Source organism: Enterococcus saccharolyticus subsp. saccharolyticus, assembly GCF_029023825.1.
GTDB classification, from domain to species: Bacteria; Bacillota; Bacilli; order Lactobacillales; family Enterococcaceae; genus Enterococcus_F; species Enterococcus_F saccharolyticus.
In genome coordinates, this window is the sequence record NZ_CP118957.1 from 516,962 (window position 1) to 543,232 (window position 26,271).

Genomic DNA, 26,271 nt, shown 5'->3' on the forward strand with positions numbered 1-26,271 from the left:
GAACAAGAATTTTCTTGTTCTCCTAACACTCACTGATCTTGTGTCTCTTCAGATAATTCTAATGCTAATCGAATATCTAAACTAGTGACTGAATCGTGAATGTCTTTTCCAAGGAGTTGTGAACACCGTTCGATACGATATTTAACCGTGTTTCGATGGACAAACAATGCTTTAGCCGTCTGAGCTATTTCACATTGAAAGTCTAAATAACATTTGAGTGTTTTCCGTAGTTCGATGAAAGAGTCTTCTGAAGGATACGCCAATTCTTTCAGTGTACTTTCGCAAAAATAGTGAATATCCGTCATATTAATTTTTTCAAATAAGTTTCGCATTCCGCGTGGTTGATAATAAGTGAGTGGTTTCTCGAAATCAATGGTAGCAAGTAGCATTTCATTGTACGCATTTTGTGCTTCAATAAATGATTTAGCTACTTGTTGAATATTATCGTAAATATTCCCAATGCCAAATACTAGTTGAATACCAACAATTTTTTTAAATTCATTGGCGATGGCTAGTAAAATTGTTTCAACGTCATCTAACTTGTGTTGAATCAGTAAGGCGAAATGATTGGTATTTTTGATTTTAAAGAGACTCATATCTTTAATACGAGGATCAAGCGCTTCTTGTAACCACTGAAAAGTAAGTTGACTTTCTTCTTCTTTGTAGCGAATTTTCTCTGAATCGTTACTATGACATGCGATGTACACGATACGATAATGGCGTGCTTTGATTAAACCATAATTTGTTCCTAAATCAAGCCAGTCACGTTCTTTTGTTGAAGAAGATTGTTGATATTCAATCATACGCGTTAAAAAATCAGTTTTTAAGTGTTCCAAGGATTCTTGAATCTTTTGATTTTTGTACAACATGAATGACAAGACCAATTTTGCTTGGTCAATGGCAAAATCAGAAACTGGATAAGGAATCTGTTCAGGATTCAAAATCACCAGATAATGAGGAAAATAGCTATTAATCTCGACAGGATAATACGCTACTTGCAACTTTTTATTTTTGGAATCTTCAATCAATAAAGACGTTGCTTTCTTTTGAGTCAATACAATGTTTTCTTGCGACAATTGTTTGACGTAATAATCTGGCGAAGTGGTAATTTTTGTAAAATGTTTCGAGCAAGCAAGTATCTTTTTATAGGGATTTAATAAGATAACTGGTGCATTGACAAGTTCGCCAAAACTGTCAATGAAACGCTCATAACTGACATCATTTACCAACATATCAGAAAACTGTTTTTGAATATCTAATGCGTAACTGAGTTGTTCTGTTTTGGTATACCGCAAAAAATTTAACAATTGATGCAACAAACTACCTAAAGGAATCGTACTAGGAATTTGGACAATTGGCAGTTTTTTTTGATTGGCATACGCAATGACAGCAGGATCAATGGCTTCGATAAAGCGCCCTACTTTAATTCCTAAACCAGCAGCTTGTTTTTCTTTCAACGAATCGATTAATGTTAAAAGCTCTTGTTGATTCTCTTTATAAATCATCGCCGTTGTTAAGATAAAGGTTTTTTCAGGAATATAGTGCGCAATATCTGGCGTTTCGGTAATCTCGACACTCTCGATTTCACACGTTGCATCTACGGAATTTGTCAATAATGTTAAATTTGTAAAGCGAGGAATCGCTAACAAATCGATTAAGGTTTTCACAACAACATCTCCTTTTGGCTATTATATAAAAAAAGGAGAATAGACTCAATTCATTTTTGTATAAAATGGCTAATTTTAGTCATAAGTTGTGCGGAAGTGATAAGACTATTTTTCAAAAAAAAAGAAAAGGAAGAGATAATATGTTTTCAGAACTAGTAATTCCCCACAGAACCATCATGACACCTGGACCCGTTGAGGCAAACCCTGTTGCACTAAAAGCAATGAGTTCTCGTATTTTAGGACAGTTTGACCCAGCATTTTTGACAATTATGGACAATGTCAAAGAAATGATCAAATTGCCTTTTGGTACCACCAATAAAGAAGCTTTTGCCATTGACGGGACATCTCGTTCTGGTTTAGAAGCCTCTTTGATTGCTTTGATTGAGCCAGGAGACAAAGTGTTGATTCCAGCTTATGGCCGTTTTGCGTATCTATTAGGTGAAATTGCTGAACGCGCAAAAGCGGAAATCATGTATTTAGAAAAAGATTGGACCGCAACATTTGATCAACAAGTGGTGATCGATGCCATTGATGAGTTTCAACCAAAAATTGTGGCGATGATTCATGGTGAAACAGCCAATGGTCAAATGCAACAAATTGATAAAATTGGGCAACATTGTCGGAATAATGATGTGTTCTTCGTTGTAGATATGGTTGCCACATACGGTGGTGTGCCATTACATGTGGATGAGTGGTGTGTCGATATTGCGATTGGTGGGACCCAAAAATGTTTAAGTGTACCAGCAGGGATGTCTTTGGTGACTTACAATGATCGAGTAGAAGCTGTATTGAATTCTCGTTACCAAAAAGAACTAGGTCTAAGTAAAGACGACCGCAATGACAATCATATTTCTAGTAACTATTTAGATTTAAGCCAATTGCAACGTTATTGGAGTTCAGAACGCATTAATCATCACACCGAAGCAACAAGTATGGTTTATGCCTTACATGAAGGATTACGTTCAATTATTAATGAAGGGCTAGAAAATGTTTACGCTCGTCATGCGTTAAATGACAAAGCAATCATTGCAGGAATTCAAGCAATGGGCCTTGGTTTTTATGGTGATTTATCAACAAAAATGCCAACAGTGACACCTGTGATGATTCCTGATGGTGTTGGTGATGGTGAAGCGGTTCGCGAATTATTACTAAATCAATTTGGTGTTGAAATTGCTTCGTCATTTGGTGATTTAAAAGGAAAATTATGGCGTATTGGGAACATGGGGTACAGCAGTCGTCATGAAAATGTCTTACACGTATTAACTGCCTTAGAAGGTGCTTTAACGTATTATGGTGCACCAATTAAGCAAGGTGAAGCAGTCAAAGCAGCGTTAGTAATTTATGAGAATAATTAATTGTAAAGGACTTACTTTACATGTATGGAGGAAAAAGCATGGAAACAAAAAAAGTTAACTCTGGTATGGAATACTGGAAAAAAATAATCATCTTACTTTGTTCAGGATGGGTAACAATTTGGATTTACCGCTCAGCATTAGCGCCAGTATATCCACAAATTAACGATTCATTAGGTGGAGGTATTTCAGATAGCGCCTTAGGATCAATCTCAAGTTTTTACTTTTTAGGCTATGTTATCATGCAGATTCCTGCAGGATTTTTAGTTGATAGAATTGGGAAGAAGCAAGTCTTACTTCCAGGATTTGTATTATTTGGCATTGCAGCATTTTTAATTTCTCAAGCATCAAGTATTGGTATGATTTATGCAGGTAGTTTCTTAGCCGGAATCGGTTGTGGGTCATTCTACGGAGCAGCCTATTCATTAACGTCACAAAATATTCCACAAGCCAAAAGAAGTTTCTCAACAGCCATTGTTAATAGTGGTTCGGCAATCGGTTCAGGTTTTGGTTTGATTCTTTCAAGTTTACTAGTTGTTCAAATGCAAATGCCTTGGCAAACGATGATGTACATTTCAGTTGCATTAATCGTATGTATGTTAATTGCTTTTTCATTGGTTATTCGTGGCAACAAAGACGACGTAGCGTTTATTGAAAAAGCAAAATTAGAAGCCAAAGCAAAAACTGCACCTGAAAAAGTAAAAGAAGACGTATCATTTAAACGTTTATTTGCACCAAGAATGTTGTTCACATACGTGTTGTATTTTGCAACATGTTACGCTTATTATATGACAGTTACGTGGTTACCAAACTTCTTAGGAACAGAACGTGGTTTTAAAGGCGTAGCAATTGGTTTCTCTGCTTCATTAGTTGCCTTTGCATCTATTCCAGGCGCGTTATTATTCAGTCGTTTAGCTGATAAATACATGAACAAGAAAATTCAATTTATCGTGGTGTTAGAATTGTTGGCAGCAGCGATGCTATTAATCACTGTACAAGCAACGAACCAAGTATTCTTATTGATTGCTTTAATCTTATACGGATTCTTAGGGAAATTAGCCGTTGAACCAATTATTATTTCTTGGTTAGGTGAAAATGCACCGAAAGTTGGTGTCGGGACAACATTAGGTGTGTTTAACTTCTTCGGAATGATGTCATCGGTGATTGCTCCTCGTTTAACAGGATCAATTTCTGATATGACGGGTTCAAAAGAAATGGGCTTTTATATTTCAGTCATTTTATTAGTAGTCGGTACAGTTTTATTCTTATTGGCCAATCTAAGAAAAACGAAACAAGCCTAAAATATTATAGTTAAAATAAAATCGAACGATGAGTGAGTTGCGTTTAGCAGATTGACTGTATCGTTCGGTTTTTTCGCTTTTTGGATAAAAAAACCAGAAATTTTTACATTTCCGTCCATTGTAAACGAATTCTTTAAAAGTTAGGATAAAGTCAAGATAAAAAAATGATTGGAGGGAAAAGAGCATAAAAGAAATAGGTGTCTAATCAAACTCCTTTGAAAGTGTTGACTAAAAAAAGAAATAAGGAGAGAGCATGGATCATGTAAAAAAGCAAGGTGTGGTTGTTAGCAACAGTTATTGGATTAAAGTCGTAGCGATTTTCTTTGTTGGTTGGATTTTAATATATGCCACAAGAACTATTTTTAACCCAATCATGGGTGTAGTAGGAGAAGAATTTGGTTTAAGTAATACTCAATTAGGTTTAGCAAACAGTATTTTCTTTCTGACTTATGCAGTTGCCCAGATTCCGTATGTTACCGGCTATTTAGCAGATTCGATTGGTTCCATGCAAGTTGGTTTCTACTTATCTTGTATCTTATTGCTAATCGGTTTAGTCACATTTGCTATTTTAGCAAAAGAAAATGAACCCGTGACAAGATAAAAATCAAAGGTAGTCGAGTTATTCGAAAAAAATAGTGTATACTACTACTAATATTTAAATTGACCATCTTAAATTAAGGTGGTTAATTTGAATGTTAAGATGAACTCTAGAGAGGAGAATTTATGACAAAGAAGGTATCAACGACAACACAAATTGTTATTGCTGTAGCGTTAGGGATTGCCGTTGGGATGATTTTTCCAGCAATTGCAGCGAACTTGAAAATTGTCGGCGATTTGTTTTTACGTTTGATGCAAATGGCTATTCCCGTATTGATTTTAGGACAAATTATTCAAGCAGTTGCAAGTATTGAATCGAAAGAATTAACTAATTTAGGTGGCAGAACCATTTTTGTTTTTGGTTGTTCGTCATTATTAGCAGCGACTTGGGGCATTATTATGGCGGTCATTTTTAATGCTGGAAGTGGGACGAATTTAACTGGGGTAAAAGATGTCACCATTGAAGCGAAAGAAATTTCGTTTTCGGAGACATTTTTAGGTTTTGTTCCAACCAATATTTTTGATTCATTATCGAGTGGCACGATTGTGCAAATCATTGTTTTTGCGTTATTTTTTGGTGTTGCGTTAAATAAATTTATGAGCAAACATCCAGAATCAGGACTTGCGCAAACCATCATTGATTTTAATGAAGTTATTTTGATGATTATTCGTTATGTCATGATTATTGCCCCATTAGGGATTTTTGCATTAATTGCTTCAACGATTAGTAATTTAGGTGCAGAAATTATTTTATCATTACTGTCTTATCTAGGCGTTTATGCGTTAGCAACGTTGTTATTTTTAGGGTTGTGGATTACGTTTATCACGTTTTATGTTCGTGTTAATCCGCTACGTCTAATCAAAAATATGAAAAATATGTCGATCATGGCTTTGGCAACAACGTCATCGGCAATTACGTTACCAACAGCAATGGACGAAACGCATAATAAATTAGGTTTGAGTAATCGCATTACGAATTTAGTTTTGCCTTTAGGGATGTCACTGAACAGCAACGGTTCAGCGATGCACATGGCAATTACCGTTATGACTATTTCACAAATGTATCAAATGGACTTTAATTTACCACAAATGATTTATGTAGCAATTGCGGCAACGATTATTTCGCTAGCCAATGCAGTTGTTCCTGGAGCTGGTCTCGTTTCATTAGCGATTATTGTACCGCAAATGGGCTTGCCGATTGAAAGTATTGCTATTTTTGCAGGGGTCGAATGGTTTGTGGGCATGTTACGAACGATTTTAAATGTAAATTCCGATGTCTATTCAGCAATTGTCGTTGCCAAATCAGTCAATGAAATTGATTACGACGTGTTTAATGGCAAAAAATAAGTGAGTAAGTCAACCAACAGCTAATTTCTGTGATGGAATTAGCTGTTTTTTTCAGTTTCCAAGGAAGGTTCTCTTTTGAGATAGAAGTTATGTTATACTATAAGAGAATCTTTTGGTATCGGTAGAAGATATAACACTGCGATTTTCGTAAAATGTGGTGTATAATGAATGAGATAATAATGAACGTGTTCCTTATTTAACCATAACAATACATACTTATAAGAAGTAGTAAATATAAACAATTGAGAGGTGAAAATTTTGAGTAAAATCAAAATTATTCCCCTTAGTGGTGTCCGTGAGAATGGAAAAAACTTGTACATCGCTGAAGTGGGAGAGGATATTTTTGTGTTAGACTGTGGTCTACGCTATCCAGAAAATGAACTATTAGGAATTGATACGGTGATTCCTGATTTTACGTATTTAGAAGAAAATGCTGATCGTGTAGCAGGGGTCTTTTTGACACATGGCCATGCAGATGCGATTGGTGCATTACCGTACTTTTTAGAAAAAATTCAAGTGCCAGTTTTTGGGACAAAATTAACGATTGAATTAGCAAAATTAACTGTTCAACGTTACGAACCAACGAAAAAGTTTAAAGAATTCCATGTCATTGATGTGCATTCAGAAATTGATTTTGGTTCGGCAACAGTTAGTTTCTTTCCAACGACACATTCCATTCCAGACTCTGTCGGTATTAGTTTAAAGACACCGGCTGGTAATATTGTCTATACGGGAGATTTCAAATTTGACCAAGCAGCAGTACCGATGTATCAAACGGATTTTGCCCGTTTAGCTGAAATTGGCAAAGAAGGCGTCTTAGCTTTATTAAGCACGTCAAGTAATGCAGAAAATCCTGCAACAGTTGCGTCTGAAGCACAAATCGCTGATGAAGTGTATGACACGATTCGTTATTGGGAAGGTCGGATTATTGTTGCCTGTGTAGCAAGCAACTTACAACGCGTTCAACAAGTGATGAATGCTGCGCATCGTTCAGGACGTAAAGTCGCTTTGACAGGACAAGACTTTGGCAAAATTATTCGCACGGCGATGAAATTAGGCAAATTGGAAATTCCTGATGAAGATATTTTAATTACACAAAAAGAAATGAAAAACTATGATGACGATCAACTAGTTATTTTAGAAACAGGACGTATGGGTGAACCAATCAAAGCCTTGCAACGAATGGCCAGTGGTGCGCATCGTACGCTACGCATTAAAGAAGGCGATTTGGTTTATATCACAACGACACCAACGATTGCGATGGAAACTTTTGTGGCGAAAACAGAAGACATTATCTATCGTGCGGGGGGAACTGTGAAAAATATCTCTGATAACTTACGCGTCTCTGGACATGCTAGTCCGAACGATTTACAGTTGATGTTGAACTTAATGAAACCTAAATACTTTATTCCAATTCAAGGAGAATACCGCTTGCTGGCGGCACATGCGAATTTAGCACAAGAAGTTGGCTTGCCATTGAATCGTATTTTTATCACGGCACGTGGAGATGTTCTAGAATATGACAAAGGTGAACTAACAACTGCTGGTTCCGTCCCAGCCGATAATGTGATGGTTGATGGGATAGGTGTTGGTGACATTGGTAATATTGTCTTAAAAGATCGTAAAGTATTATCAGAAGACGGGATTTTTGTGGCGGTAGTCACGATTAATCGTCGTGAAAAACGCATTGTTTCAAAACCACAAATTACGTCTCGAGGATTTGTCTATGTAAAAGCTAGTCGTGACCTGATTCGTGAAGGTGGCGAAATGGTTGAACAAATTGTTGAGAAACATCTCCATGAAGATGATTTTGAATGGAGCAAATTAAAACAAGATATTCGTGACCAATTAAGTCGTTACCTATTTGAACAGACCAAACGTCGCCCAGTGATTTTGCCAGTTATTATGGAAGCAAGTCAACGCAATAGAAGAAGATAAGTCGTCCTTTTTAAACGTTAACAGGGGCTACTCGAAAAGATGAAAATACCCGATGAAATCAATGTGTGAAAACAGATTTCATCAGGTATTTTCTTATATAAAGATGTTTGTCGGTAGTCAAAGCGTGAACAATTCGCTTAATAACGCGATAATTAAAACGAGAGCAATAAAAATAATCGGACTTAAACTAATAAACAATGAAACAATATCGATTTTTTGTTGATATTTTTGATATGTTCCAATGGCACTTGTAGATAATAATAATGAAAGAATAATCGTGATCGGCGTACCTAATTCCATATCTGTCAAAAAAACGCGAGTGGGTGGAAGCCATACCATCAAGAAAACTGCTAGAGCACCAATAACATTCACCATAGATAGTTTTTTCATATGATCACTCCTAGCTTTAAATAAAACGATATTTTTAAAGCGCTTTCTTTTATTATACCATAATTTGAAAGTACACGAAGTTTTGTACGTGTTATCAGAGTGGATGCTCAGTCATTAATTCTTCTCGCAATATACCGTATTTAATGGAATCGTAGTATTGGTTGCCAGACCAAGTTGTAAATCTTCTTCATTTAGTTTTTTAACTAAATACTATTTTTCATGCGAATCAGTTCTTTCTAAATTAATAAAAGGTTACGATTCCCTATGAGGTAGTTGTACTTTTTATTTGTTAGATGAAGGAAACCACCAATAGATAATCGTGTTATTTTTCACATACAATAGTGGCACAAAGTAGTGTGCCAAACCTCTATATAGAAAGAATTGAAAACCCTACCAAAGTGACTTACACTAAGTGTGTAAAGAAAAATAATTTATTTATTGAGAGGAGAGAAATGACATGGCGGCAGAGAAAAAAGGATTGAAAGCCAAAGTTCAACGTTTTGGTAGTTATTTAAGTGGCATGGTTATGCCGAACATTGGTGCCTTTATTGCATGGGGTGTTCTTACAGCATTATTTATTGGAACAGGTTGGTGGCCAAACGAACAATTAGCAACAATGGTTGATCCAATGATTAAGTATTTATTGCCATTATTAATCGGTTATACAGGCGGAAGCATGGTTCATGGACAACGAGGAGCCGTTGTCGGAGCAATCGCAACAATGGGGGTTATTGTCGGATCGGAAGTACCAATGTTTATCGGCGCTATGATTATGGGGCCAATCGGTGGTTGGTGTGTGAAAAAATTTGATGATTTATTCTCAGATAAAATTCGCGCTGGCTTTGAAATGTTGGTCAATAATTTTTCAGCAGGTTTGATTGGTTTTGCCTTAGCTATTTTAGGCTTTTACGGTATTGGACCAGTTGTTAGTTCATTAACAACTATGATGGGAAATGGTGTAGAAGCTATCGTTAATGCGAACTTGTTACCATTAGCAAATATCTTCATTGAGCCAGCTAAAATTCTATTCTTAAACAATGCGATTAACCATGGTATCTTAACTCCGTTAGGAACAGAGCAATCGCTTGAAACAGGAAAATCAATTCTATTCTTATTAGAAGCGAATCCTGGTCCAGGTTTAGGTATATTGTTAGCGTATACACTATTTGGTAAAGGTTCAGCAAGATCTTCAGCACCAGGTGCGGTAATTATCCAATTCTTTGGTGGTATTCACGAAATTTATTTCCCATATGTGATGATGAAACCTTTATTATTCTTAGCTGTAATCGGTGGTGGGGTTTCAGGAACATTTATGTTCCAATTGTTAAACGCTGGTTTACAAGCAGCTGCTTCACCAGGATCAATTATTGCAATCTTAGGAATGGCACCTAGAGGCGGGCATTTACCAGTCATTGCCGGGGTAGTAGTTGCAGCGGTAGTATCCTTCTTAATTTCAATGATTATCTTGAAAGCAGATCGTTCAACAGATGATGAATTTGAAGCAACGCAAGCAGCAGTTGCCTCAGCTAAAGCTGAAAGCAAAGGTCAAGCAGTCATTGTTGAAGAAACAGTTGTTGCACCAACTGCTGATAAGAAAATTGATAAGATTATCTTCGCTTGTGATGCCGGTATGGGATCAAGTGCGATGGGAGCTTCAGTTTTACGAAACATGATTAAAAAAGCTGGGGTCGATGTTCCTGTAAGTAATTCAGCAATTAATAATCTAAAAGATGAACCAAATACGTTAATCGTAACGCAAGTTGAATTGTATGAACGTGCGAAACAAAAAGCACCTTCTTCAGACTTTGTGACAGTTGAAAACTTCATGAATAGTCCACGTTACGAAGAAGTGGTTAATCGAATGAAAGAACAGTAATTATCATAGCTAGCTGCTCGCTCGCTACTTGATTGAAAATGGGGCGAAAAGCAGGGAGACAACTCGCTGCTTTTCGCTGTTTTTAGAGGAGGTGAATAACTTGTATTTCTCGAATCGGGAAAAACAAATCTTAAAGCTATTAGTTGAATATACAGAGGGGATCACTCCTCAAGAATTGCAAGATATGTTGCAAATTAGCAAACGGACGTTGTATCGCGAAATATCTAGTATTGAAAAAAGCTTGAAACCGATGGAAGTTCAAGTTGTGAAGCCACGTGGCAAAGGCTACCGTTTAATTGGTGAAACGGAAAAGTTAACGGAGATTAAACAATTGGTGCAAGACGATGAAAAAGTGCCATTAGATAATATTCATCGTCAAAGTGCGTTAGTCTCTAGTCTTCTTTTAGCAGATGAGGAACAAACGATTGAAGGATTGGCCATTGATTTTGAAGTTAGCGCAAGTACGATTCATGCGGATTTACAAGTGGTAGAAGAAAGCTTGCATGAATATTCTTTGACCTTGGAGCGCCGTAAAGCAAGAGGAATTATCATTACAGGAGGCGAATACGAACGCCGACAGATTCTAGGGAATACCATTTATAGCGGGGTAAGTGAATATGAATTTTTTCATTATTTATCGTTACTTACAGCCACGACATCCGAGCAATTAACAACGAACTTTTTCTTGAATTTAATTACGCCACAAGCGTTTTACATTGCGAAGACTGTGATTTTGGAGAAACGTAATGAATTATTTTTAGAAGTGACAGACAATCAAGTGCAACAAGTTGTAACGATTTTAGCATTATCAATTGATCGAGTACAAACGAATCATGTATTAACACCACCAATTGACCAAAGTCAATTATCGGCTGAAATCTATGCGTTAGCAGAACAAATTATGGCAAATGTGGAAGAACACGGCTTACAGATGCCAAAAGAAGAACATGTTTTCTTTGCTCGTCAATTGGAAGGTGTGAATTATAAGAAACCGCAAAATATCTTTTTAGAAAGTTTTGATGTGGAGTTGTCGTATCAAGTTCGCGAAGTGATTCGCTTTGTTTCGGAGATGACGCAGATTGATTTCCGAGCCGATGACACGTTGTATTATGACTTATTGACACACTTATCTGCAGCTTTTAAACGAATGGATAATTTAGTGCAACTAGCAAACAATCCGTTACTAGACAAAGTCATGGTGCAATACGACGACCTGACGCGGGCCATTCAATTGGCACTTGCGAAACAATTTCCTAAAGAACATTTTTCCAATGATGAACTGGCCTATATCGTGATTCACTTTGCAGCATCACTTGAACGTAATCCAACTAAAAAGGCGATTTCAACCCTAGTTTTATGTTCCAGTGGTATTGGGACAGCCAAAATTTTAGAAAGTCGCTTGCGGAAATACATTCCGGAAATCGACCATATTCAAGTGATTAAAATTTCGCAAATGAGTCATGTCAATTACAAAGAATTTGATTTGATTTTATCGACTATTTTCTTACCCGACTTTACCTTGCCTTATAAATTGATTTCACCGTTGTTACTGGATGATGAGATTCAAAAAATTAAACAAGAAATTCGTGAAAAACGTTTTGAGTCAAAAAGCGCCCAACCAACGATTGTCTCGAAAGAATCGGAAGGCTCTTTTGATCATGTGTATGAAATTATGAAAGTCGGTAACGATTTATTGACCCAATTTGATATTAAAACGGTGCAAACAGATAAAACGTTAGAAGCAACGATTCAACAGATGATAGATGAATTAGAAGGAGTTATCGTTGAAGATGCCCAAAAGGTCTGTGAGCGCGTACTAAATCGACATCAAACAGCACCAATCGGTATCCCAGGAACGAATTTGGCCTTGTTTCATAGCGCGAATCCGTATGTCAAAGGCCCTTATTTTAGCATATTTGATTTGACTTCACCGATTCCTGTATTAGGCATGGATCGTAAACCAATGGCATTGACCCGAGTGCTATTAATGTTAGCACCAGAACCTATGACCCCTGCAGAAGAAAAACTACTAGGGTTGATTAGTGCTTCGATTATCGAAAGCGATTTGAATATGGATATTTATCAACATGAAACCAAAGAAATTATTTATGAATTAATTAGTTCTCTTTTTGTCAATGAAATAAGAGAGATAGAGGAGGAAAAATAATGCAATTAGAAAAAGACATGATTTTATTAAATAAGGAATTCGCAACAAAAGAGGAAGCGATTCGTGAAAGTGGGCGCTTGTTAGTAGAAGCCGGTTGTGTCGATGACGCGTATGTCGATGCGATGATTGACCGCAACAATTTAGTATCAACGTATATGGGAAATTTTATTGCCATTCCGCATGGTACCGATGAAGCGAAAAAATACGTGAAAAAAAGCGGGATTTCAATTATTCAAGTCCCTCAAGGTGTTGATTTTAGCACTGATTCTGATGAAGAAAAATTAGCGATGGTCGTCTTTGGAATTGCTGGTGTGGACAACGAGCATTTAGATATTTTACAAAAAATTGCGATTTTCTGTTCAGATGTGGATAACGTGGTGAAATTAGTGAGTGCTTCTTCTATTGAAGAAATTATTTCCTTACTTGAGGAGGTTGAATAGGATGAAAGCAGTTCACTTTGGCGCCGGGAATATTGGACGTGGTTTTATCGGAGAAATTTTGTTTAACAATGGTTTTTCCATTGATTTTGTTGATATTAACGCAACGATTATTGATGCGTTAAGACAGAGAAAAGCTTATGAAATTGAATTGGCAAGTGAAGCCAAAGAACGGATTGCGGTCACAAACGTGAATGGATTGAATAACCAAACAGAACCAGAAACCGTGATTGATGCGATTGCCCAGGCTGATATTGTAACGACAGCGATTGGGCCCAATATTTTACCATTTATTGCGGAATTGATTGCCAAAGGAATTCAAAAACGTCATGAAGCAAAAACAACGACACCGCTTGATGTGATTGCGTGTGAAAATATGATTGGCGGCAGTCAATTCTTATTTTCAAAAGTAAAAGAATTTTTAAGTGAAGAAGATCTCGTTTATGTCGAAGAATTGGTTGGTTTTCCTAATGCAGCAGTTGACCGTATTGTACCGATTCAACATCATGAGGACCCTTTGTTTGTTTCTGTTGAACCGTTTAGTGAATGGGTTGTTGATGCCACTCAGCGTAAAAATCAAGAATTGCAATTGGACGGTGTATTGTACGTTGAAGATTTAGAACCCTATATCGAACGTAAGCTGTTTTCTGTTAATACAGGTCACGCAACCACAGCGTATACGGGAAGTTTCTATGGTTATCAAACAATTGGCGAGGCAATTGCTGATGAACGTGTGTTGATGCAATTAAAAAATGTCTTGCAAGAGACCGGTGATTTATTAATTGAAAAGTGGGGATTTGATCGCCAAACGCATGAAAAATATGCAGAAAAAATCATTCATCGTTTTGAAAATCCGTATATTTCGGATGATATTGCTCGCGTTGCGCGTACGCCAATTCGTAAACTTGGGTTTGATGAACGTTTCATTCGTCCAATTCGTGAAGCCAAAGAACGTCAACTGTCCTATGTTTATTTATTAGAAGTTGTAGCGATGATTTTAAATTATCGTGACCCAGAAGACCAAGAGAGCGTGGAATTAGCTCAATTATTAGCAGAAAAACCTTTACGTGAAGTCATTCAAACAGTGACGAAATTAGAAGATGACGCGTTAATCGACGAAATTGAAGCAGCCTATACTAAAAATAAATAGATTTTTAACAGAAGGATTCTTGCTTTTACAATAAAAGGGTGGTAAAATTGGCATATACCAAAAAGAATTGTAAGGGAGAGTTTTTCATGAATGTTATTCGTGTAAAAAATGCGGACGAAGGCGGAAAAAAAGCGTTTGAAATTATTAAAGAAGGTATCGAAAATGGCGCGGAAGTTTTCGGATTAGCAACAGGAAGCACACCAGAAACAATGTACAGCTACATGATTGCAAGTGATTTAGATTTTTCAGATAAAGTATCTATTAACTTAGATGAGTATGTTGGCTTAAGTGGTGAAGATGATCAAAGCTACCGTTATTTTATGAATAAACACCTATTCAATGAAAAACCATTCAAAGAAACGTTTGTACCAAACGGCAAAGCCGAAGACTTAGAAGCTGAGTGCAAACATTATGATACAATTATTGCTGAGCATCCAATTGATATCCAAGTATTGGGAATCGGTCAAAATGGACATATCGGTTTTAACGAACCAGGAACACCATTTGACGCAACAACACAAGTCGTAGAATTAACAGAATCAACAATCAACGCAAACAAACGTTACTTTGAAAAAGTGGAAGACGTACCAACACGTGCATTATCAATGGGTATCGGTTCAATCATGAAGAGTAAAAAAATCATTTTAATGGCATTCGGCGAAGCAAAAGCAGATGCAGTGAAAGGCATGATTGATGGGGAAGTAACCACAGATCTTCCTGCAAGTGTTTTACAAAACCATGAGGACGTTGTTGTTATTATCGACGAAGCAGCAGCAAGCAAGTTATAAAAATAGTTACCAAAATCCTTAGGCAAACAGTTGTCTAAGGATTTTTTTCTGTTTTTTTTTTAGAGTTCTTGTTTATTTTATCTGTTATTATCTGTTACAATATAAGTGTTATACTGTATTATCTTTTATTTGAATGAATCTTGAGAGAAAATCGAGGTAACTATGCGTAACAAAGCGGATTTTGTTGGAATAAAAGTGAAAGATACAGACGAGACAGAGTGCGTGAGCATAAAAATAAAATGATGGCTATTATGTGAAAAGATAACCGCTTCAAATAATGAACAGTCGAGGTGTAAAAAATGGCAACAAAACATGATTTGATTTTGGCACATATTGAAAGTTTACCTGTTGGCGAAAGGATTTCGGTTCGAGGAATTGCCAAAGAGTTAGAAGTCAGCGAAGGAACAGCCTACCGTGCAATCAAAGATGCCGAAAATATTGGATTGGTTTCTACTATACAGCGTGTCGGAACCATTCGTATTGAACGAAAATTAAAAAAACATATTGAAAAACTGACCTTTAGTGAAGTGGTACGAATTATTGAAGGTGATGTCTTAGGTGGTTCAGCGGGCTTAGATAAAGACTTGAACCGCTTTGTCATTGGCGCAATGAAAGAAAATGCGATGGAACGCTATATCACACCAGGTTCGTTAATGATTGTCGGGAACCGTGAAAATGTACAAGAACTAGCTCTTAAACAAGGGGCAGCTGTATTAATTACGGGTGGATTTGATACAACAGCCGAAATTCAACAATTAGCCGATGACTTAGAATTACCAATTTTACGTACCACATATGATACCTTTACCGTTGCGACAATGATTAACCGTGCGTTGAGCGATCAATTAATTAAAAAAGATATTTTGTTGGTCAGTGACATTTATATGCCACTTGATAAAACCAAATATTTAACGATTACCGATACAGTCAAAGATTACAAACGGCTATCAGAAGAAACGCATCATTCACGTTATCCTGTCGTCAATCGCAATATGCGAGTGGTAGGAATTGTTACTGCTAAGGACGTCTTTGAAAAATCAAGTACACAATTAATTGAACGTGTGATGACCAAAGATCCACGAATGGTGAAAAAAGAAATGAGTGTCGCTTCGGTTAGTCACCAAATGATTTGGGATGGGCTAGAAGTCATGCCTGTCGTTGCCGATGATTTGTCTTTAATCGGGATTGTGACACGTCAAGACGTGATGAAAGCAATGCAATTAGTGCAACGTCAACCGCAAGTTTCAGATACTATTTCTGATCAAATTACCGACCAAGTTCGGATTATTGAACAAGATTTTGAAGGTCATAAATTAGAGCAACCGCAATTTAGTTTTACCGTTTCTCCGCAAATGGTCGATGAATTAGGAACGATTTCGTTTGGTGCGTTAAACGAAGTCATTGCAAATGCGACTAAGCGGACAATGATTGCCAATCAACGACGTAATACTTGGATTGAGCAAGTCAATCTGTATTACTTCCGTTTAATTCAATTGGAAAGTGAAATTATTTTACAACCCAAAATTTTAGAATTAGGGCGACGTTCTGCAAAATTAGACATTGAAATTTTTATCGAAAATTCATTGGTCGGCAAAGCCATTGTCGTCTGCCAAGTAATGGAACGTCCATAAGAAAGACTAACTATATAAAGTCAAGTGAAAATAAATAAAATCTTCTGATTGAAAAATAACGAATAAGTGCATCACAAATAAACCTCAGAAAGATTATTTTTTTCACTACTGACGAATTTCATACGGTTCATTCTTTGTTAGAATGGCATGAATAATATAGCATAGCTTTCTTGAAACAGCGCCAATCGCTGTAAGATGGTGTTTTCCTTCTGCTCGTTTCTTATCATAAAAGGCTTTGAAAACTGGATCACATCTGGACGCAATGAGTGCCGCTTGAAACAGTGCTTTTCTTAAGTAGGGAGAGCCACGTTTACTCATCACGTTGTGAGTGGCTTCATATTCACCAGATTTTGAGACAGACGCATCGATTCCTGCGTAAGCTACTAGTTTTTTAGGCGTAGAAAATTTCTGAATATCGCCAATTTCACCTAAAATCGTCGCACCAAGGACAGTTCCAATACCAGGAACGGTTTCTATGACCGAATGAAGAGAAGCCATTAATTGTGCAATTTCTTCTTCTGTTCGTTTAATTTGTTCTTCTAAAAAGCTGAGTTGATCAATCATAGAACGTAATTGAAAAACAAAGGCATCTTGAGCAAAACGAACACCAAAAGAATGAGCGGCGGCTGTTTTCAGTGCCTCTGCCTTGCTTTGTCCAACACGACTTCGACTCGCTACACGGAGTGTTTCAGCTAATGTTTCGGCAGAAACTTGATTGAATTCATCAGGAGACGAAAACTCAGATAGGACGGCTTTGGAGGCCTTACCAAAAATGCCAACTTTTGAAAACACCTTTTCGTACTCAGGAAAGATTTGGTCTAGTATGGCAATGACTTTTCGTTTAAAGTCGCCAGCTGTGCCAACAAGATATGAACGATAACGAGTCAATTGACGTAAGGAGAACATGGTTTCGTCCGCTAAAGCTGTTTCGTTGAATGAACCGTAGCGAATTAAGTCAGCAATTAATACTGAGTCGATACTATCATTTTTTCGTTTACGAATTTCAGTTCCTTTTCTCCAGCCATCTGTTTGAATGGGATTGATGACGTGAACAAGAAACTGTTGTTCATCAAGAAATGAGAAAAGGGCTAACCAATAGTGACCGGTGGCTTCCATACCAACAAGAAAGTCCTCTGTGGAATCAGAGAAAGAAGTAAGTCGTTCTAAAAGAGCGTGAGTACCGTCCAAAGAATTCACAAAAGAGAAACCTTTAAGTAGGACTTTTCCTTCGTCATTCATGACGGAAGCGACGTGTGTTCGTTTGCCAATATCAATACCTAGATAAAACATAAGCACACCTTCTTTACAAAATTTGGATTGATTACCACTCAACTGAAAAGCGTCACTACCTTGTTCTAGATACGGAGTAAGGCATTTGCCTTCAACATCTAACTCATTCGTAAACAGCTTAACAGAGAGAGGGATTAGTCTTTCGATTACGAGTTTGAAAACTCAAGGAAGAAACAATCTACCTCTCAATCCATTAAGTATATTTTCTCAAATAATTGAGTAAATACCAAATAAAAAATAACAAAAGGTTCCTAAGGTTCTCCTCTAAAAATCGGAAGATTAAAACCTTAAATATAATATACAAGGAAGTGCGTTATGAGTGTACAAACTGAAATTTTAAATGAAATCAAACAATACGACACGATTATTATCCATCGTCACCAACGTCCTGATCCAGATGCCTTAGGTTCCCAAGTCGGTCTAGCTGAGATTCTCCGTAAAAGTTTTCCCGACAAAAAGGTGTATCAAGTTGGTGGTGCCGTTGAAGGGTTAGACTACTTAGCGACAATGCAAGAAATTCCCGAAGAAACGTACCAAGGTGCCTTAGTAATTGTGACTGATACTGCAAATGCGCCCCGCATTAGTGATTCACGTTATGATTTAGGTGATAAATTAATTAAAATCGATCATCACCCGAATGATGAACCTTATGGCGATTTGGTTTGGGTAAATACCAATGCGAGCAGTTGTAGTGAAATGATTGCTGATTTTTGGCAATTATTTCCAGATGACTTAGTGATGCATGAAGAAGCTGCGCGTTTGCTATATGGAGGAATTGTTGGAGATACGGGTAGATTTTTATACCCAGCGACCTCTGCGCATACCTTAGCCATCGCTTCAAAATTATTGGCATATGGTTTTGATGCAGCTAAATTAAATCGTCAATTAGAACAAGTGTCACGAAATGTGGCGCGACTTTCGGGTTATGTCTATCAAAATTTGGAAATTGATGAAAATGGTGCGGGACGTATTATCTTTACCAAAGAACTGATGGCAGAGTTTGCTGTCACCGATGCCGAAACATCAGGCATTGTTCCCTTACCTGGTGTGATTGAAGATGTATTAGCTTGGGGGATTTTTGTGGAACAACCAGAAGGCTATTATCGCGTGCGTTTACGTTCAAAAGGCCCTGTGATTAATGAATTAGCGAAGCAACACCATGGGGGCGGGCATCCTTTAGCGAGTGGTGCGAATGCGTATAGCTTAGATGAAGCACAAGAAATGTACGCAGAAATTCAACGTTTATGTCGTGAATTTGTCGAAAATCAATAAAAAACAACGAGAGGAGAAAGAATTCCTCTCGTTTAGCCAATCACTTATGTTTGCTCTTACAACGCTATCACAATCAGCAATATGCCGTTTTAGATGATGAGATTGTCGAAATGGTGAAACGGAAATATCCGGAAAGCTATGAAGTTGCGAAAAAAAATTCGTGTGCTACTGATTAAGAATTACCAAGTATCAACAACAAGTGAAGAATTAGGCTACCTTGCGATTCATATTGAACGCTTGCGAATAGCCAAACAAATGGAGGAATAAAAATGAAAGCATATATGCAACGTATGGGGCGTTCGTTAATGTTACCAGTAGCTGTGTTACCAGCAGCCGCAATTTTAATGGGGATTGCTAACTGGGTCGGCAATGGAGATCCAAATGTCAATGTATTTACAATCTTTATGTTTAATGCGGGTGATGCAATTTTAAGTCACTTAGCAGTTTTATTTGCAGTCGGTTTAGCTTTAGGGATGTCTAAAGATAAAGATGGTTCGGCAGCTTTAGCCGGTTTAGTTGCTTATTTAGTACCAGAAAAGCTATTATCACCAGCATCTATTCAAACGATTCAAGGGTTAGATGATGTGAGTGCAGTTGCAGCAGCATTTACTAAGACCCAAAATAACGTATTAATCGGAATTATCGCTGGTTTGGTTGCAGCAGCAATGTACAATCGTTTCAGCGATGTGAAATTACCAATGGCGTTATCTTTCTTTAGTGGTAAACGTCTTGTACCAATTATGTCAGCTGTTTCAATGGTTGTGGCTTCTGCCATTTTATATTTTGCTTGGCCAGTCATTTATAATGTATTAGTCACGTTTGGTACAGGTATTTCTAGCTTAGGCTTTGTAGGAGCTGGTTTATACGGCTTCTTTAACCGTTTGTTAATTCCAACTGGGTTACACCACGCATTAAACTCTGTATTCTGGTTTGACGTAGCTGGTATTAACGATATTGGGAACTTCTTAGGTGGTCAAAAAGCATTAGATTCTGGTTTAGCAGTAGTTGGTAAAACAGGCATGTACCAAGCTGGTTTCTTCCCAGTTATGATGTTTGGCTTACCAGCAGGTGCGTTTGCAATGTACCGTGCAGCTCGTCCAGAAAAGAAAAAAGTAACAGCATCATTAATGATGGCAGCTGGTTTTGCGGCATTCTTTACAGGCGTGACTGAACCATTAGAATTTTCATTTATGTTTGTTGCATGGCCGTTATATGTATTACATGCTGTATTTACTGGTTTATCTTTAGCAATCAGTGCATTCTTCCAATGGACAGCCGGTTTTGCTTTTAGTGCTGGTTTTGTGGATTATTTCTTAGCATTGAAAAATCCAGTAGCAAACCAACCATTAATGTTAGTTGTTCAAGGACTTGTCTTTGCAGCAATCTATTACTTTGGTTTTACATTTGCGATTAAGAAATTCAACTTGATGACACCTGGTCGTGAAGAAGGTATCGATGAAGTAACTGAAGATGTAGCCTCTTCATCAGAAGGGAAACATGCGGTGATGGCACAACGTATTTATGCTGGTTTAGGCGGTAGTGAAAACGTGACAGCGATTGATAACTGTACAACACGTTTACGTCTACAAGTGAAAGATACAGATACTGTGGATCAAGCGAAAATTAAAGCAACAGGTGTTCCAGGAATTAATGTGATTGATAAAAAGAATATTCAAGTAATTGTGGGAACAGAAGTACAATTTGTTGCTGATGAAATGTCTCGTATTCATACAGGGGCACCAAAAGCGACAGCAGTCGTTGAAGAAGTGAAAGAAGTGATTGTGACTGGTCCTCAAACACATGTTGTCTACGCTGTAGCAAATGGACAAGTTGTGCCAATTACCGATGTCTCAGATAAAGTATTTTCTCAAAAAATGATGGGTGATGGTTTTGCAGTGTTGCCAACAACTGGTGAAATTTTTACGCCTGTTGCAGGGACAATTTTAAATATCTTCCCAACAAAACATGCGATGGGTATCCAAACGACATCTGGTGTGGAAGTACTCCTACACATGGGGATTGATACAGTTAGCTTAAAAGGAGAACCTTTTGAATTATATGTGGAAGACGGTCAACAAGTTGCACGTGGACAATTAATCGCTAAAGTAGATTTAGAGATGATCCAAGCTGCAGGTCGTCATACAGATATGATTGTGGTCTTCACAAATCCAGATAACATTGCGTCTCTAACAATCGAAGCAGGAATCAATGAAGCAAATGCGATCATTGGATCGGTTGAAAGTAAATAAATTGAAAAAATCATCGAGCTTGTTGCTCGGTGGTTTTTTTTAGGGACGAGAAGTGGTAAAATAAAAAGGAGGTGGGCAAATGATTCATCCAGAAAAACAAGCGATAAAAAATCGAATCAAACGAATGGTTAAGTGGAGTCGCTATGTGATGGTAGGTATGTTTTTGGGACTAACTGGTTTGGCGATAATCACAGGCAATTATTGGCTGATTTTCATCGGGATTGTAGGTGTCAGCCTAACGAGTGTGTATTTTCGTAAATTAACCCAAGCAGTCAAAGAAATAGCAGTCACTGATGATGATTGTAACTAAAAAGGCGACTATCAATGTCCACTGGAAAGATAGTCGCCTTTTAGTTTTTTAATGGGATGTTAGTAATTCTTGATTATAAAAATTACTTTTTTTGGCAAGTTCTAAATGAACTTTTTTAAAGCCATCACGTTCAATCAAGGTAGGGACAGTCGAAGTTAAATCCGTTCCTAGACCTAAACGATGGTTGGGAATATCCATGCCGATACTAGCTAAAATAGTTGGAAAATAATCAAACGGGGCAAACGCACGTTTGGTTGTTTTGACCGATGTGGCACCATTTAAAATTAAATTGAATGTGGAACGCTGATAATCTTTAGGAAACTGATCAAAATAGGCTTTATCCATACTTAGATGATCGCCAGTCAATACAATGGTTGTATCTTTGTAAAACGGTTGTTTCTGCATCCAGCGAACAAAATCAGTCACTTGTTTTTGGGAATGAGCAACCACATTTGCATATTGGTTTTCGTACTTAGTCGGTGTGTGTGGATCAACATACCCATCTGGAAAATGAGTATCCATCGTTTGCAGTGTTAAGGCAAACGGCTGATCAGACCCAGATAAGCGTGTCAATTCTTCTTTGGCAAATTGAAATAATTTTTGATCTTCAAATCCCCACCAAGTGTAATACTCTTCAGGAATCCGTTGCGTTTCTTTTGCCCTTTGATAGTCAAGAATTTGTGTATTGCCGTGTGTTTGGTAATACGTAGACATACCACTAAAGTCTGCCGGAGAACCGACAATTAACAGTTGGTTATAGTCAGCTGTTGTTAAGATATCGCTCATTGTGGTGGCACCAGGCAGAAAATAATCTTTTTTTCCATAGGCATTGGCATCTGTTGCGATTTTGATGGGTAAACCTGCTGTCATGTTTACAATCGAAGCCATGGTCCAACTAGAACCATATGTTTGGTAAGGACCACCAAAAGGCTTGTTTTCAGAAAAATGGATACCTTCTTGAGCCAAAGTTGTTAAATCAGGCAAGAGGTTATGCTCTGAGTTTCCGCCCAAAGAGGCATCTAAATAAGAATTTTCCATTGATTCTAAATAGATATGCACCAAATTCCGTTTTTCTTTGGGAAAAGTGAGTGCAACAGAATCCGGTGCGACATAGTTGTCTTCAATATAAGATGATTTCGAAGTTAACGAATGGATGACTTCATCTAATCGTAAGGTTGAAATCGCATAAATACTTGAAATAAATAATAAAAATGCAGCAATTACGCCACCAATTTTACGAATACGACCATTTGGTAAAGGTGTGCGATATTTGTTTACAACATGGACAGGTGCCCATAAAAACGTTAGAAATACGACAGCCCCTGTGACATATAACAAAATTTGTGTATCGACGACATCAATTAAAAGATCATGTGCTGCGCCACTGACAGGTGACGTAAAATTGAACATAAATTGTTCCGAAGCAATAGAACCAAAGAAATGATGGAACCAATCCGTACCAATCAATAAGAACCATCCGATTAAAAACATCACGGAATCGGCTATTAACCACCGACGTTCGGATTTCGTACGTGGTTTTTTACATTCTTTTAAGTGTGCCGAATGATGAATTTGGTATTTCATAAATAGGAAACCTAAAGCGATGACCATTGCAAACAAGACATATTTCACACTATAGGTCATGGTGTAGGTCGCATTTAGAAATAAATGGTCTTTTTGTAAGACAAAACGTAATAAAAAAAGTGAAAATAAATTAATAAATACAGTATTTTGTAAAAAAATGAATGTCTTATTTTTTCCGTGTAGCGTACTTGAACAACGTAATTCTGCGAGTGTTGCAAAAGTTCCTACAAGCAGAAAATTGATGAACATCATGGTGGTGTAGATCCTTTCTAAAATGAATTGCGTGCATGATTTTTTATCAAACTGACCCCGATTATATCAAGTTTTTACTTTTTGTACAGTCTTTCTTTGAAAAATGAGAAAAAAGTAAGAACTTTCAAGAAAAAGAGAACGCACCGTTTATTGATAGCGGTTTCTATGTGTGGTATATTGGAATGAAATGAGTAATGAAAGTGAGGAATCGATGTGAAAAAATTATTGTTTCGTGCTGATGATTTAGGTTATTCAGAAGGAGTCAACTATGGCATCGAGAAATCGGTTAAAGCGGGATTGATTCGTAGTGTCGGCGTGATGATGAACATGCCTGCGACAGAGCATGGGATTGCGCTATTGCAAGAATCTGATATCGCATTTGGCCAACATACGAATATTTGTATCGGTCGTCCGTTGTCTGATCCTAAAACAATCCCTTCTTTAGTGGATGAATCTGGTCAGTTCAAATCGTCGAAAGTTTACCGTCAAGCACAGGAAGACTTTGTTGTTTTTGATGAAGCGTTAATTGAGATTAATGCGCAATATCAACAATTTTTGTCTTACTTTCAGCGAAAACCAGATTATTTTGAAGGACATGCGATTGCAAGTGCAACTTTTTTTAAAGCATTAGAACATTTTGCTGCTACACATGGATTAACGTATTCAGGATTACCAGCGGGTGCAGAACCCAATGCATTAAAGGCAGACGCATTTATTTTTGTTAATCAAACGAAAGTATATTTGACAATGGAGAGTATGAATCCGGCGTACAATCCATATGCGACTTTTTCGCAATTGGTGGAAAATCTACATGATGATGGTGTCCATATGATGATTTTTCATCCGGGGTATTTAGATGCCTTTTTGTTAGAAAATTCGTCATTAGTAGTTCCTCGCACACAAGAAGTCGTGTTTTTGACTGATCCTAAGATTGCGACATATTTAAAAGAAGAAAAGATTGAATGTATCGACTACCGTGCATTTTAACGTAAAACAACCTGTTTAACGGGTTGTTTTTTTGCACAAAAAATGGGTTAATTAAGGAAGTAGAATTTGTTTGTATAAAGGAGAACAGCATGGAAATAATAATTGCTCCCTTTGTTCCAGAAGATAGTGAGGGACTATGGTTACTGGAACAAATTTGGGATGAAACCAATACCCCAGTTCCTCTTAACACAGAGGACTACGAAACGTTTAAGAAAAAATTAGGTGACCAAGAGCTCCTAGTTGCACACAGCGGACAAGAAGTGGTAGGATCATTGTCGTATCACGTAATTGATACAATTCCTTCTCGTAATAAACAATGGATTTTTGGGATTGCCGTCAGTCCACAAGCACAAGGACAAGGTGTCGGTCGTCTGTTGATTGAAGAAGTCATTCGTTTGGCTAGACAAGTAGGTATTGCGAAGCTATCCTTACGTGTCATGGCGACGAATCCTGGAGCGATTGCTTTTTATCAAAAGATGGGCTTTGAACAAGAGGCACATTACAAAAAAGAATTTTGGATAAATGGCATGTGGGTGGATGATTTTCAGTTTGCGTATTACCTCTAAAAGATTCATCAGAAAATATCCAAAATATTCACACTATTATCTGGAAATCTGTTACTATAAGAGAAATAGAAAAGGAGAGAAAGAATTTGAGTTTTAAAGCATTAAGCCAACATATTAATTTAGATACAGTGAAATCAATTTCAAAATTAACTGAAGAAGAAGCTGCCAAAAAAGCAGCACGCGATGAAGAATTAAAAGCAGTCATGGAAGGGAAAGACGATCGCTTTTTATTAGTGATTGGTCCTTGTTCTGCAGATAATGAAGCAGCCGTTTTAGAATATGCCAAAAGATTAGCAAAACTACAAGAAGAAGTAAAAGATAAAATTTTCATTGTCCAACGTGTATACACAAACAAACCGCGTACCAATGGCGATGGTTATAAAGGTTTATTACACCAACAAGATCCTTCTGGTGAAATCAACTTAGTTCGCGGCATGGTTGCGGTACGTAAAATGCACAAACGTGTGTTAACAGAAACTGGATTAACTACGGCTGATGAAATGTTGTACCCTGAAAACTTAGAATTCATTGAAGATTTAGTCAGTTACCATGCAGTGGGTGCTCGTTCTGTAGAAGATCAACAACACCGCTTTGTAGCAAGTGGTATTGATCACCCGACAGGATTGAAAAATCCAACAAGTGGAAATATCAATGTATTATTCAATGCGTTATATGCAAGCCAACAAAAACAAGAATTAATGTACAATGGTATGGAAGTCGAAACTAGTTCAAATCCCTTAGCACATGTGATTTTGCGTGGAGCATTAAAGGAAAACGGCAGTGTCGTACCAAATTACCATTACGAAGACTTATTAAAAGTCATTGAAGCTTACAAAAAAGGCAATTACAAAAATCCATTTATCATGGTTGATACGAACCACGATAATTCTGGTAAAAAATACAATGAACAAATTCGTATTGTGCAAGAAGTATTAACCAATCGTCAATGGAACGAAGAAATCAAGCAATATGTTCGTGGATTTATGATTGAAAGTTACTTAGAAGACGGACGTCAAGAACCTGGGGGCGGTGTTTTTGGACAATCGATTACAGACCCTTGTCTAGGATGGGAAAAAACTGAAGAGCTTGTCCGCTACATTGCCGCAAACGTTTAATCCAA

Annotated in this window: 20 protein-coding genes and 2 pseudogenes; 18 read left to right on the plus strand and 4 right to left on the minus strand. The window is 37.3% G+C overall.

Annotated features, from left to right (window positions below; translation table 11 throughout):
• Nucleotides 1-29 precede the first annotated feature (29 nt).
• Nucleotides 30-1,667 carry a PucR family transcriptional regulator gene (locus PYW32_RS02715; RefSeq protein ID WP_016175861.1) on the minus strand — a complete coding sequence of 546 codons (1,638 nt, stop codon included), beginning with the start codon at nucleotides 1,665-1,667 and terminating at the stop codon, nucleotides 30-32.
• Nucleotides 1,668-1,807: 140 nt separating this feature from the next.
• Here PYW32_RS02715 and PYW32_RS02720 point away from each other — a divergent pair, with 140 nt between their 5' ends.
• The 5 genes and pseudogenes from PYW32_RS02720 (at nucleotide 1,808) to PYW32_RS02740 (ending at nucleotide 8,202) form a co-directional block, all read left to right on the plus strand.
• Nucleotides 1,808-3,022: a pyridoxal-phosphate-dependent aminotransferase family protein gene (locus PYW32_RS02720; protein ID WP_016175860.1), complete on the plus strand. Its 1,215-nt coding sequence runs from the start codon at nucleotides 1,808-1,810 to the stop codon at nucleotides 3,020-3,022.
• A gap of 38 nt (nucleotides 3,023-3,060) precedes the next feature.
• Nucleotides 3,061-4,320 (plus strand): MFS transporter, encoded by a 1,260-nt coding sequence (locus PYW32_RS02725; protein ID WP_143139826.1) that lies wholly within the window; start codon nucleotides 3,061-3,063, stop codon nucleotides 4,318-4,320.
• Nucleotides 4,321-4,573: 253 nt separating this feature from the next.
• A pseudogene (locus tag PYW32_RS02730) lies at nucleotides 4,574-4,888 on the plus strand (MFS transporter); the annotation flags it as partial.
• A 155-nt stretch (nucleotides 4,889-5,043) separates the two neighbouring features.
• Entirely contained in the window at nucleotides 5,044-6,264 is a 1,221-nt protein-coding gene (locus tag PYW32_RS02735; RefSeq protein WP_016175857.1) for a dicarboxylate/amino acid:cation symporter, read from the plus strand.
• A gap of 258 nt (nucleotides 6,265-6,522) precedes the next feature.
• Nucleotides 6,523-8,202 (plus strand): ribonuclease J, encoded by a 1,680-nt coding sequence (locus PYW32_RS02740; protein ID WP_016175856.1) that lies wholly within the window; start codon nucleotides 6,523-6,525, stop codon nucleotides 8,200-8,202.
• Nucleotides 8,203-8,319: 117 nt separating this feature from the next.
• On the opposite strand, the gene PYW32_RS02745 is transcribed toward PYW32_RS02740, so the two are convergent.
• Complete coding sequence (locus tag PYW32_RS02745; protein ID WP_016175855.1) at nucleotides 8,320-8,592, minus strand: hypothetical protein; 273 nt, start codon at nucleotides 8,590-8,592, stop codon at nucleotides 8,320-8,322.
• A gap of 457 nt (nucleotides 8,593-9,049) precedes the next feature.
• Here PYW32_RS02745 and PYW32_RS02750 point away from each other — a divergent pair, with 457 nt between their 5' ends.
• The 6 genes from PYW32_RS02750 (at nucleotide 9,050) to PYW32_RS02775 (ending at nucleotide 16,641) form a co-directional block, all read left to right on the plus strand.
• Nucleotides 9,050-10,468: a PTS mannitol transporter subunit IIBC gene (locus tag PYW32_RS02750; RefSeq protein WP_016175854.1), complete on the plus strand. Its 1,419-nt coding sequence runs from the start codon at nucleotides 9,050-9,052 to the stop codon at nucleotides 10,466-10,468.
• Between the two features lie 91 nt (nucleotides 10,469-10,559).
• The gene (locus tag PYW32_RS02755; protein ID WP_275066193.1) at nucleotides 10,560-12,635 is read left to right on the plus strand and encodes a BglG family transcription antiterminator; all 2,076 of its coding nucleotides are present in this window, start codon (nucleotides 10,560-10,562) and stop codon (nucleotides 12,633-12,635) included.
• The gene (locus tag PYW32_RS02760) at nucleotides 12,635-13,075 is read left to right on the plus strand and encodes a PTS mannitol transporter subunit IIA (protein WP_016175852.1); all 441 of its coding nucleotides are present in this window, start codon (nucleotides 12,635-12,637) and stop codon (nucleotides 13,073-13,075) included. The genes PYW32_RS02755 and PYW32_RS02760 overlap by 1 nt, the downstream gene beginning before the upstream one ends.
• A gap of 1 nt (nucleotide 13,076) precedes the next feature.
• On the plus strand, nucleotides 13,077-14,222 hold the full coding sequence (locus PYW32_RS02765; protein WP_016175851.1) for a mannitol-1-phosphate 5-dehydrogenase: 1,146 nt from the start codon (nucleotides 13,077-13,079) through the stop codon (nucleotides 14,220-14,222).
• Between the two features lie 86 nt (nucleotides 14,223-14,308).
• Nucleotides 14,309-15,010, plus strand: coding sequence for a glucosamine-6-phosphate deaminase (gene nagB, locus PYW32_RS02770; protein WP_016175850.1), 702 nt, complete (start codon nucleotides 14,309-14,311; stop codon nucleotides 15,008-15,010).
• Nucleotides 15,011-15,309: 299 nt separating this feature from the next.
• Nucleotides 15,310-16,641: a DRTGG domain-containing protein gene (locus tag PYW32_RS02775; RefSeq protein ID WP_016175849.1), complete on the plus strand. Its 1,332-nt coding sequence runs from the start codon at nucleotides 15,310-15,312 to the stop codon at nucleotides 16,639-16,641.
• A 105-nt stretch (nucleotides 16,642-16,746) separates the two neighbouring features.
• On the opposite strand, the gene PYW32_RS02780 is transcribed toward PYW32_RS02775, so the two are convergent.
• Complete coding sequence (locus PYW32_RS02780; protein ID WP_016175061.1) at nucleotides 16,747-17,931, minus strand: IS110 family RNA-guided transposase; 1,185 nt, start codon at nucleotides 17,929-17,931, stop codon at nucleotides 16,747-16,749.
• Nucleotides 17,932-18,246: 315 nt separating this feature from the next.
• On the opposite strand from PYW32_RS02780, the gene PYW32_RS02785 reads away from it, so the two are divergent.
• From PYW32_RS02785 to PYW32_RS02800, 4 genes and pseudogenes are all read left to right on the plus strand, one after another.
• Nucleotides 18,247-19,203 (plus strand): DHH family phosphoesterase, encoded by a 957-nt coding sequence (locus PYW32_RS02785; RefSeq protein WP_016175848.1) that lies wholly within the window; start codon nucleotides 18,247-18,249, stop codon nucleotides 19,201-19,203.
• 20 nt (nucleotides 19,204-19,223) lie between these two features.
• Nucleotides 19,224-19,470 (plus strand): annotated as a pseudogene (locus PYW32_RS02790) (PRD domain-containing protein); the annotation flags it as partial.
• Between the two features lie 2 nt (nucleotides 19,471-19,472).
• Nucleotides 19,473-21,452, plus strand: a complete 1,980-nt coding sequence (nagE, locus tag PYW32_RS02795) for an N-acetylglucosamine-specific PTS transporter subunit IIBC (protein ID WP_016175846.1) — start codon at nucleotides 19,473-19,475, stop codon at nucleotides 21,450-21,452.
• Between the two features lie 79 nt (nucleotides 21,453-21,531).
• A complete protein-coding gene (locus tag PYW32_RS02800) occupies nucleotides 21,532-21,762 on the plus strand; it encodes a hypothetical protein (protein WP_016175845.1) in 231 nt (76 codons plus the stop codon).
• A 48-nt stretch (nucleotides 21,763-21,810) separates the two neighbouring features.
• Here the strand turns inward: PYW32_RS02800 and PYW32_RS02805 are convergent, their stop codons facing one another.
• Nucleotides 21,811-23,598, minus strand: a complete 1,788-nt coding sequence (locus PYW32_RS02805; RefSeq protein ID WP_016175844.1) for an LTA synthase family protein — start codon at nucleotides 23,596-23,598, stop codon at nucleotides 21,811-21,813.
• A 213-nt stretch (nucleotides 23,599-23,811) separates the two neighbouring features.
• Here PYW32_RS02805 and PYW32_RS02810 point away from each other — a divergent pair, with 213 nt between their 5' ends.
• The 3 genes from PYW32_RS02810 to PYW32_RS02820 all read left to right on the plus strand — a co-directional run bounded on the left by PYW32_RS02810 (nucleotide 23,812) and on the right by PYW32_RS02820 (nucleotide 26,266).
• Nucleotides 23,812-24,585: a ChbG/HpnK family deacetylase gene (locus PYW32_RS02810; protein WP_016175843.1), complete on the plus strand. Its 774-nt coding sequence runs from the start codon at nucleotides 23,812-23,814 to the stop codon at nucleotides 24,583-24,585.
• Between the two features lie 89 nt (nucleotides 24,586-24,674).
• The gene (locus PYW32_RS02815) at nucleotides 24,675-25,151 is read left to right on the plus strand and encodes a GNAT family N-acetyltransferase (protein WP_016175842.1); all 477 of its coding nucleotides are present in this window, start codon (nucleotides 24,675-24,677) and stop codon (nucleotides 25,149-25,151) included.
• A gap of 65 nt (nucleotides 25,152-25,216) precedes the next feature.
• Nucleotides 25,217-26,266 (plus strand): 3-deoxy-7-phosphoheptulonate synthase, encoded by a 1,050-nt coding sequence (locus PYW32_RS02820; protein WP_275066196.1) that lies wholly within the window; start codon nucleotides 25,217-25,219, stop codon nucleotides 26,264-26,266.
• Nucleotides 26,267-26,271: the final 5 nt, after the last annotated feature.

Excerpts from the sequence above, each read along its gene's own strand:
- PYW32_RS02720 (WP_016175860.1), top strand. The coding sequence starts at position 1,808 with ATGTTTTCAGAACTAGTAATTCCCCACAGAACCATCATGACACCTGGA.
- PYW32_RS02725 (WP_143139826.1), top strand. The coding sequence starts at position 3,061 with ATGGAAACAAAAAAAGTTAACTCTGGTATGGAATACTGGAAAAAAATA.
- PYW32_RS02735 (WP_016175857.1), top strand. The coding sequence starts at position 5,044 with ATGACAAAGAAGGTATCAACGACAACACAAATTGTTATTGCTGTAGCG.
- PYW32_RS02745 (WP_016175855.1), bottom strand. The coding sequence starts at position 8,592 with ATGAAAAAACTATCTATGGTGAATGTTATTGGTGCTCTAGCAGTTTTC.
- PYW32_RS02750 (WP_016175854.1), top strand. The coding sequence starts at position 9,050 with ATGGCGGCAGAGAAAAAAGGATTGAAAGCCAAAGTTCAACGTTTTGGT.
- PYW32_RS02760 (WP_016175852.1), top strand. The coding sequence starts at position 12,635 with ATGCAATTAGAAAAAGACATGATTTTATTAAATAAGGAATTCGCAACA.
- PYW32_RS02765 (WP_016175851.1), top strand. The coding sequence starts at position 13,077 with ATGAAAGCAGTTCACTTTGGCGCCGGGAATATTGGACGTGGTTTTATC.
- nagB (WP_016175850.1), top strand. The coding sequence starts at position 14,309 with ATGAATGTTATTCGTGTAAAAAATGCGGACGAAGGCGGAAAAAAAGCG.
- PYW32_RS02775 (WP_016175849.1), top strand. The coding sequence starts at position 15,310 with ATGGCAACAAAACATGATTTGATTTTGGCACATATTGAAAGTTTACCT.
- PYW32_RS02780 (WP_016175061.1), bottom strand. The coding sequence starts at position 17,931 with ATGTTTTATCTAGGTATTGATATTGGCAAACGAACACACGTCGCTTCC.
- PYW32_RS02785 (WP_016175848.1), top strand. The coding sequence starts at position 18,247 with ATGAGTGTACAAACTGAAATTTTAAATGAAATCAAACAATACGACACG.
- nagE (WP_016175846.1), top strand. The coding sequence starts at position 19,473 with ATGAAAGCATATATGCAACGTATGGGGCGTTCGTTAATGTTACCAGTA.
- PYW32_RS02800 (WP_016175845.1), top strand. The coding sequence starts at position 21,532 with ATGATTCATCCAGAAAAACAAGCGATAAAAAATCGAATCAAACGAATG.
- PYW32_RS02805 (WP_016175844.1), bottom strand. The coding sequence starts at position 23,598 with ATGATGTTCATCAATTTTCTGCTTGTAGGAACTTTTGCAACACTCGCA.
- PYW32_RS02815 (WP_016175842.1), top strand. The coding sequence starts at position 24,675 with ATGGAAATAATAATTGCTCCCTTTGTTCCAGAAGATAGTGAGGGACTA.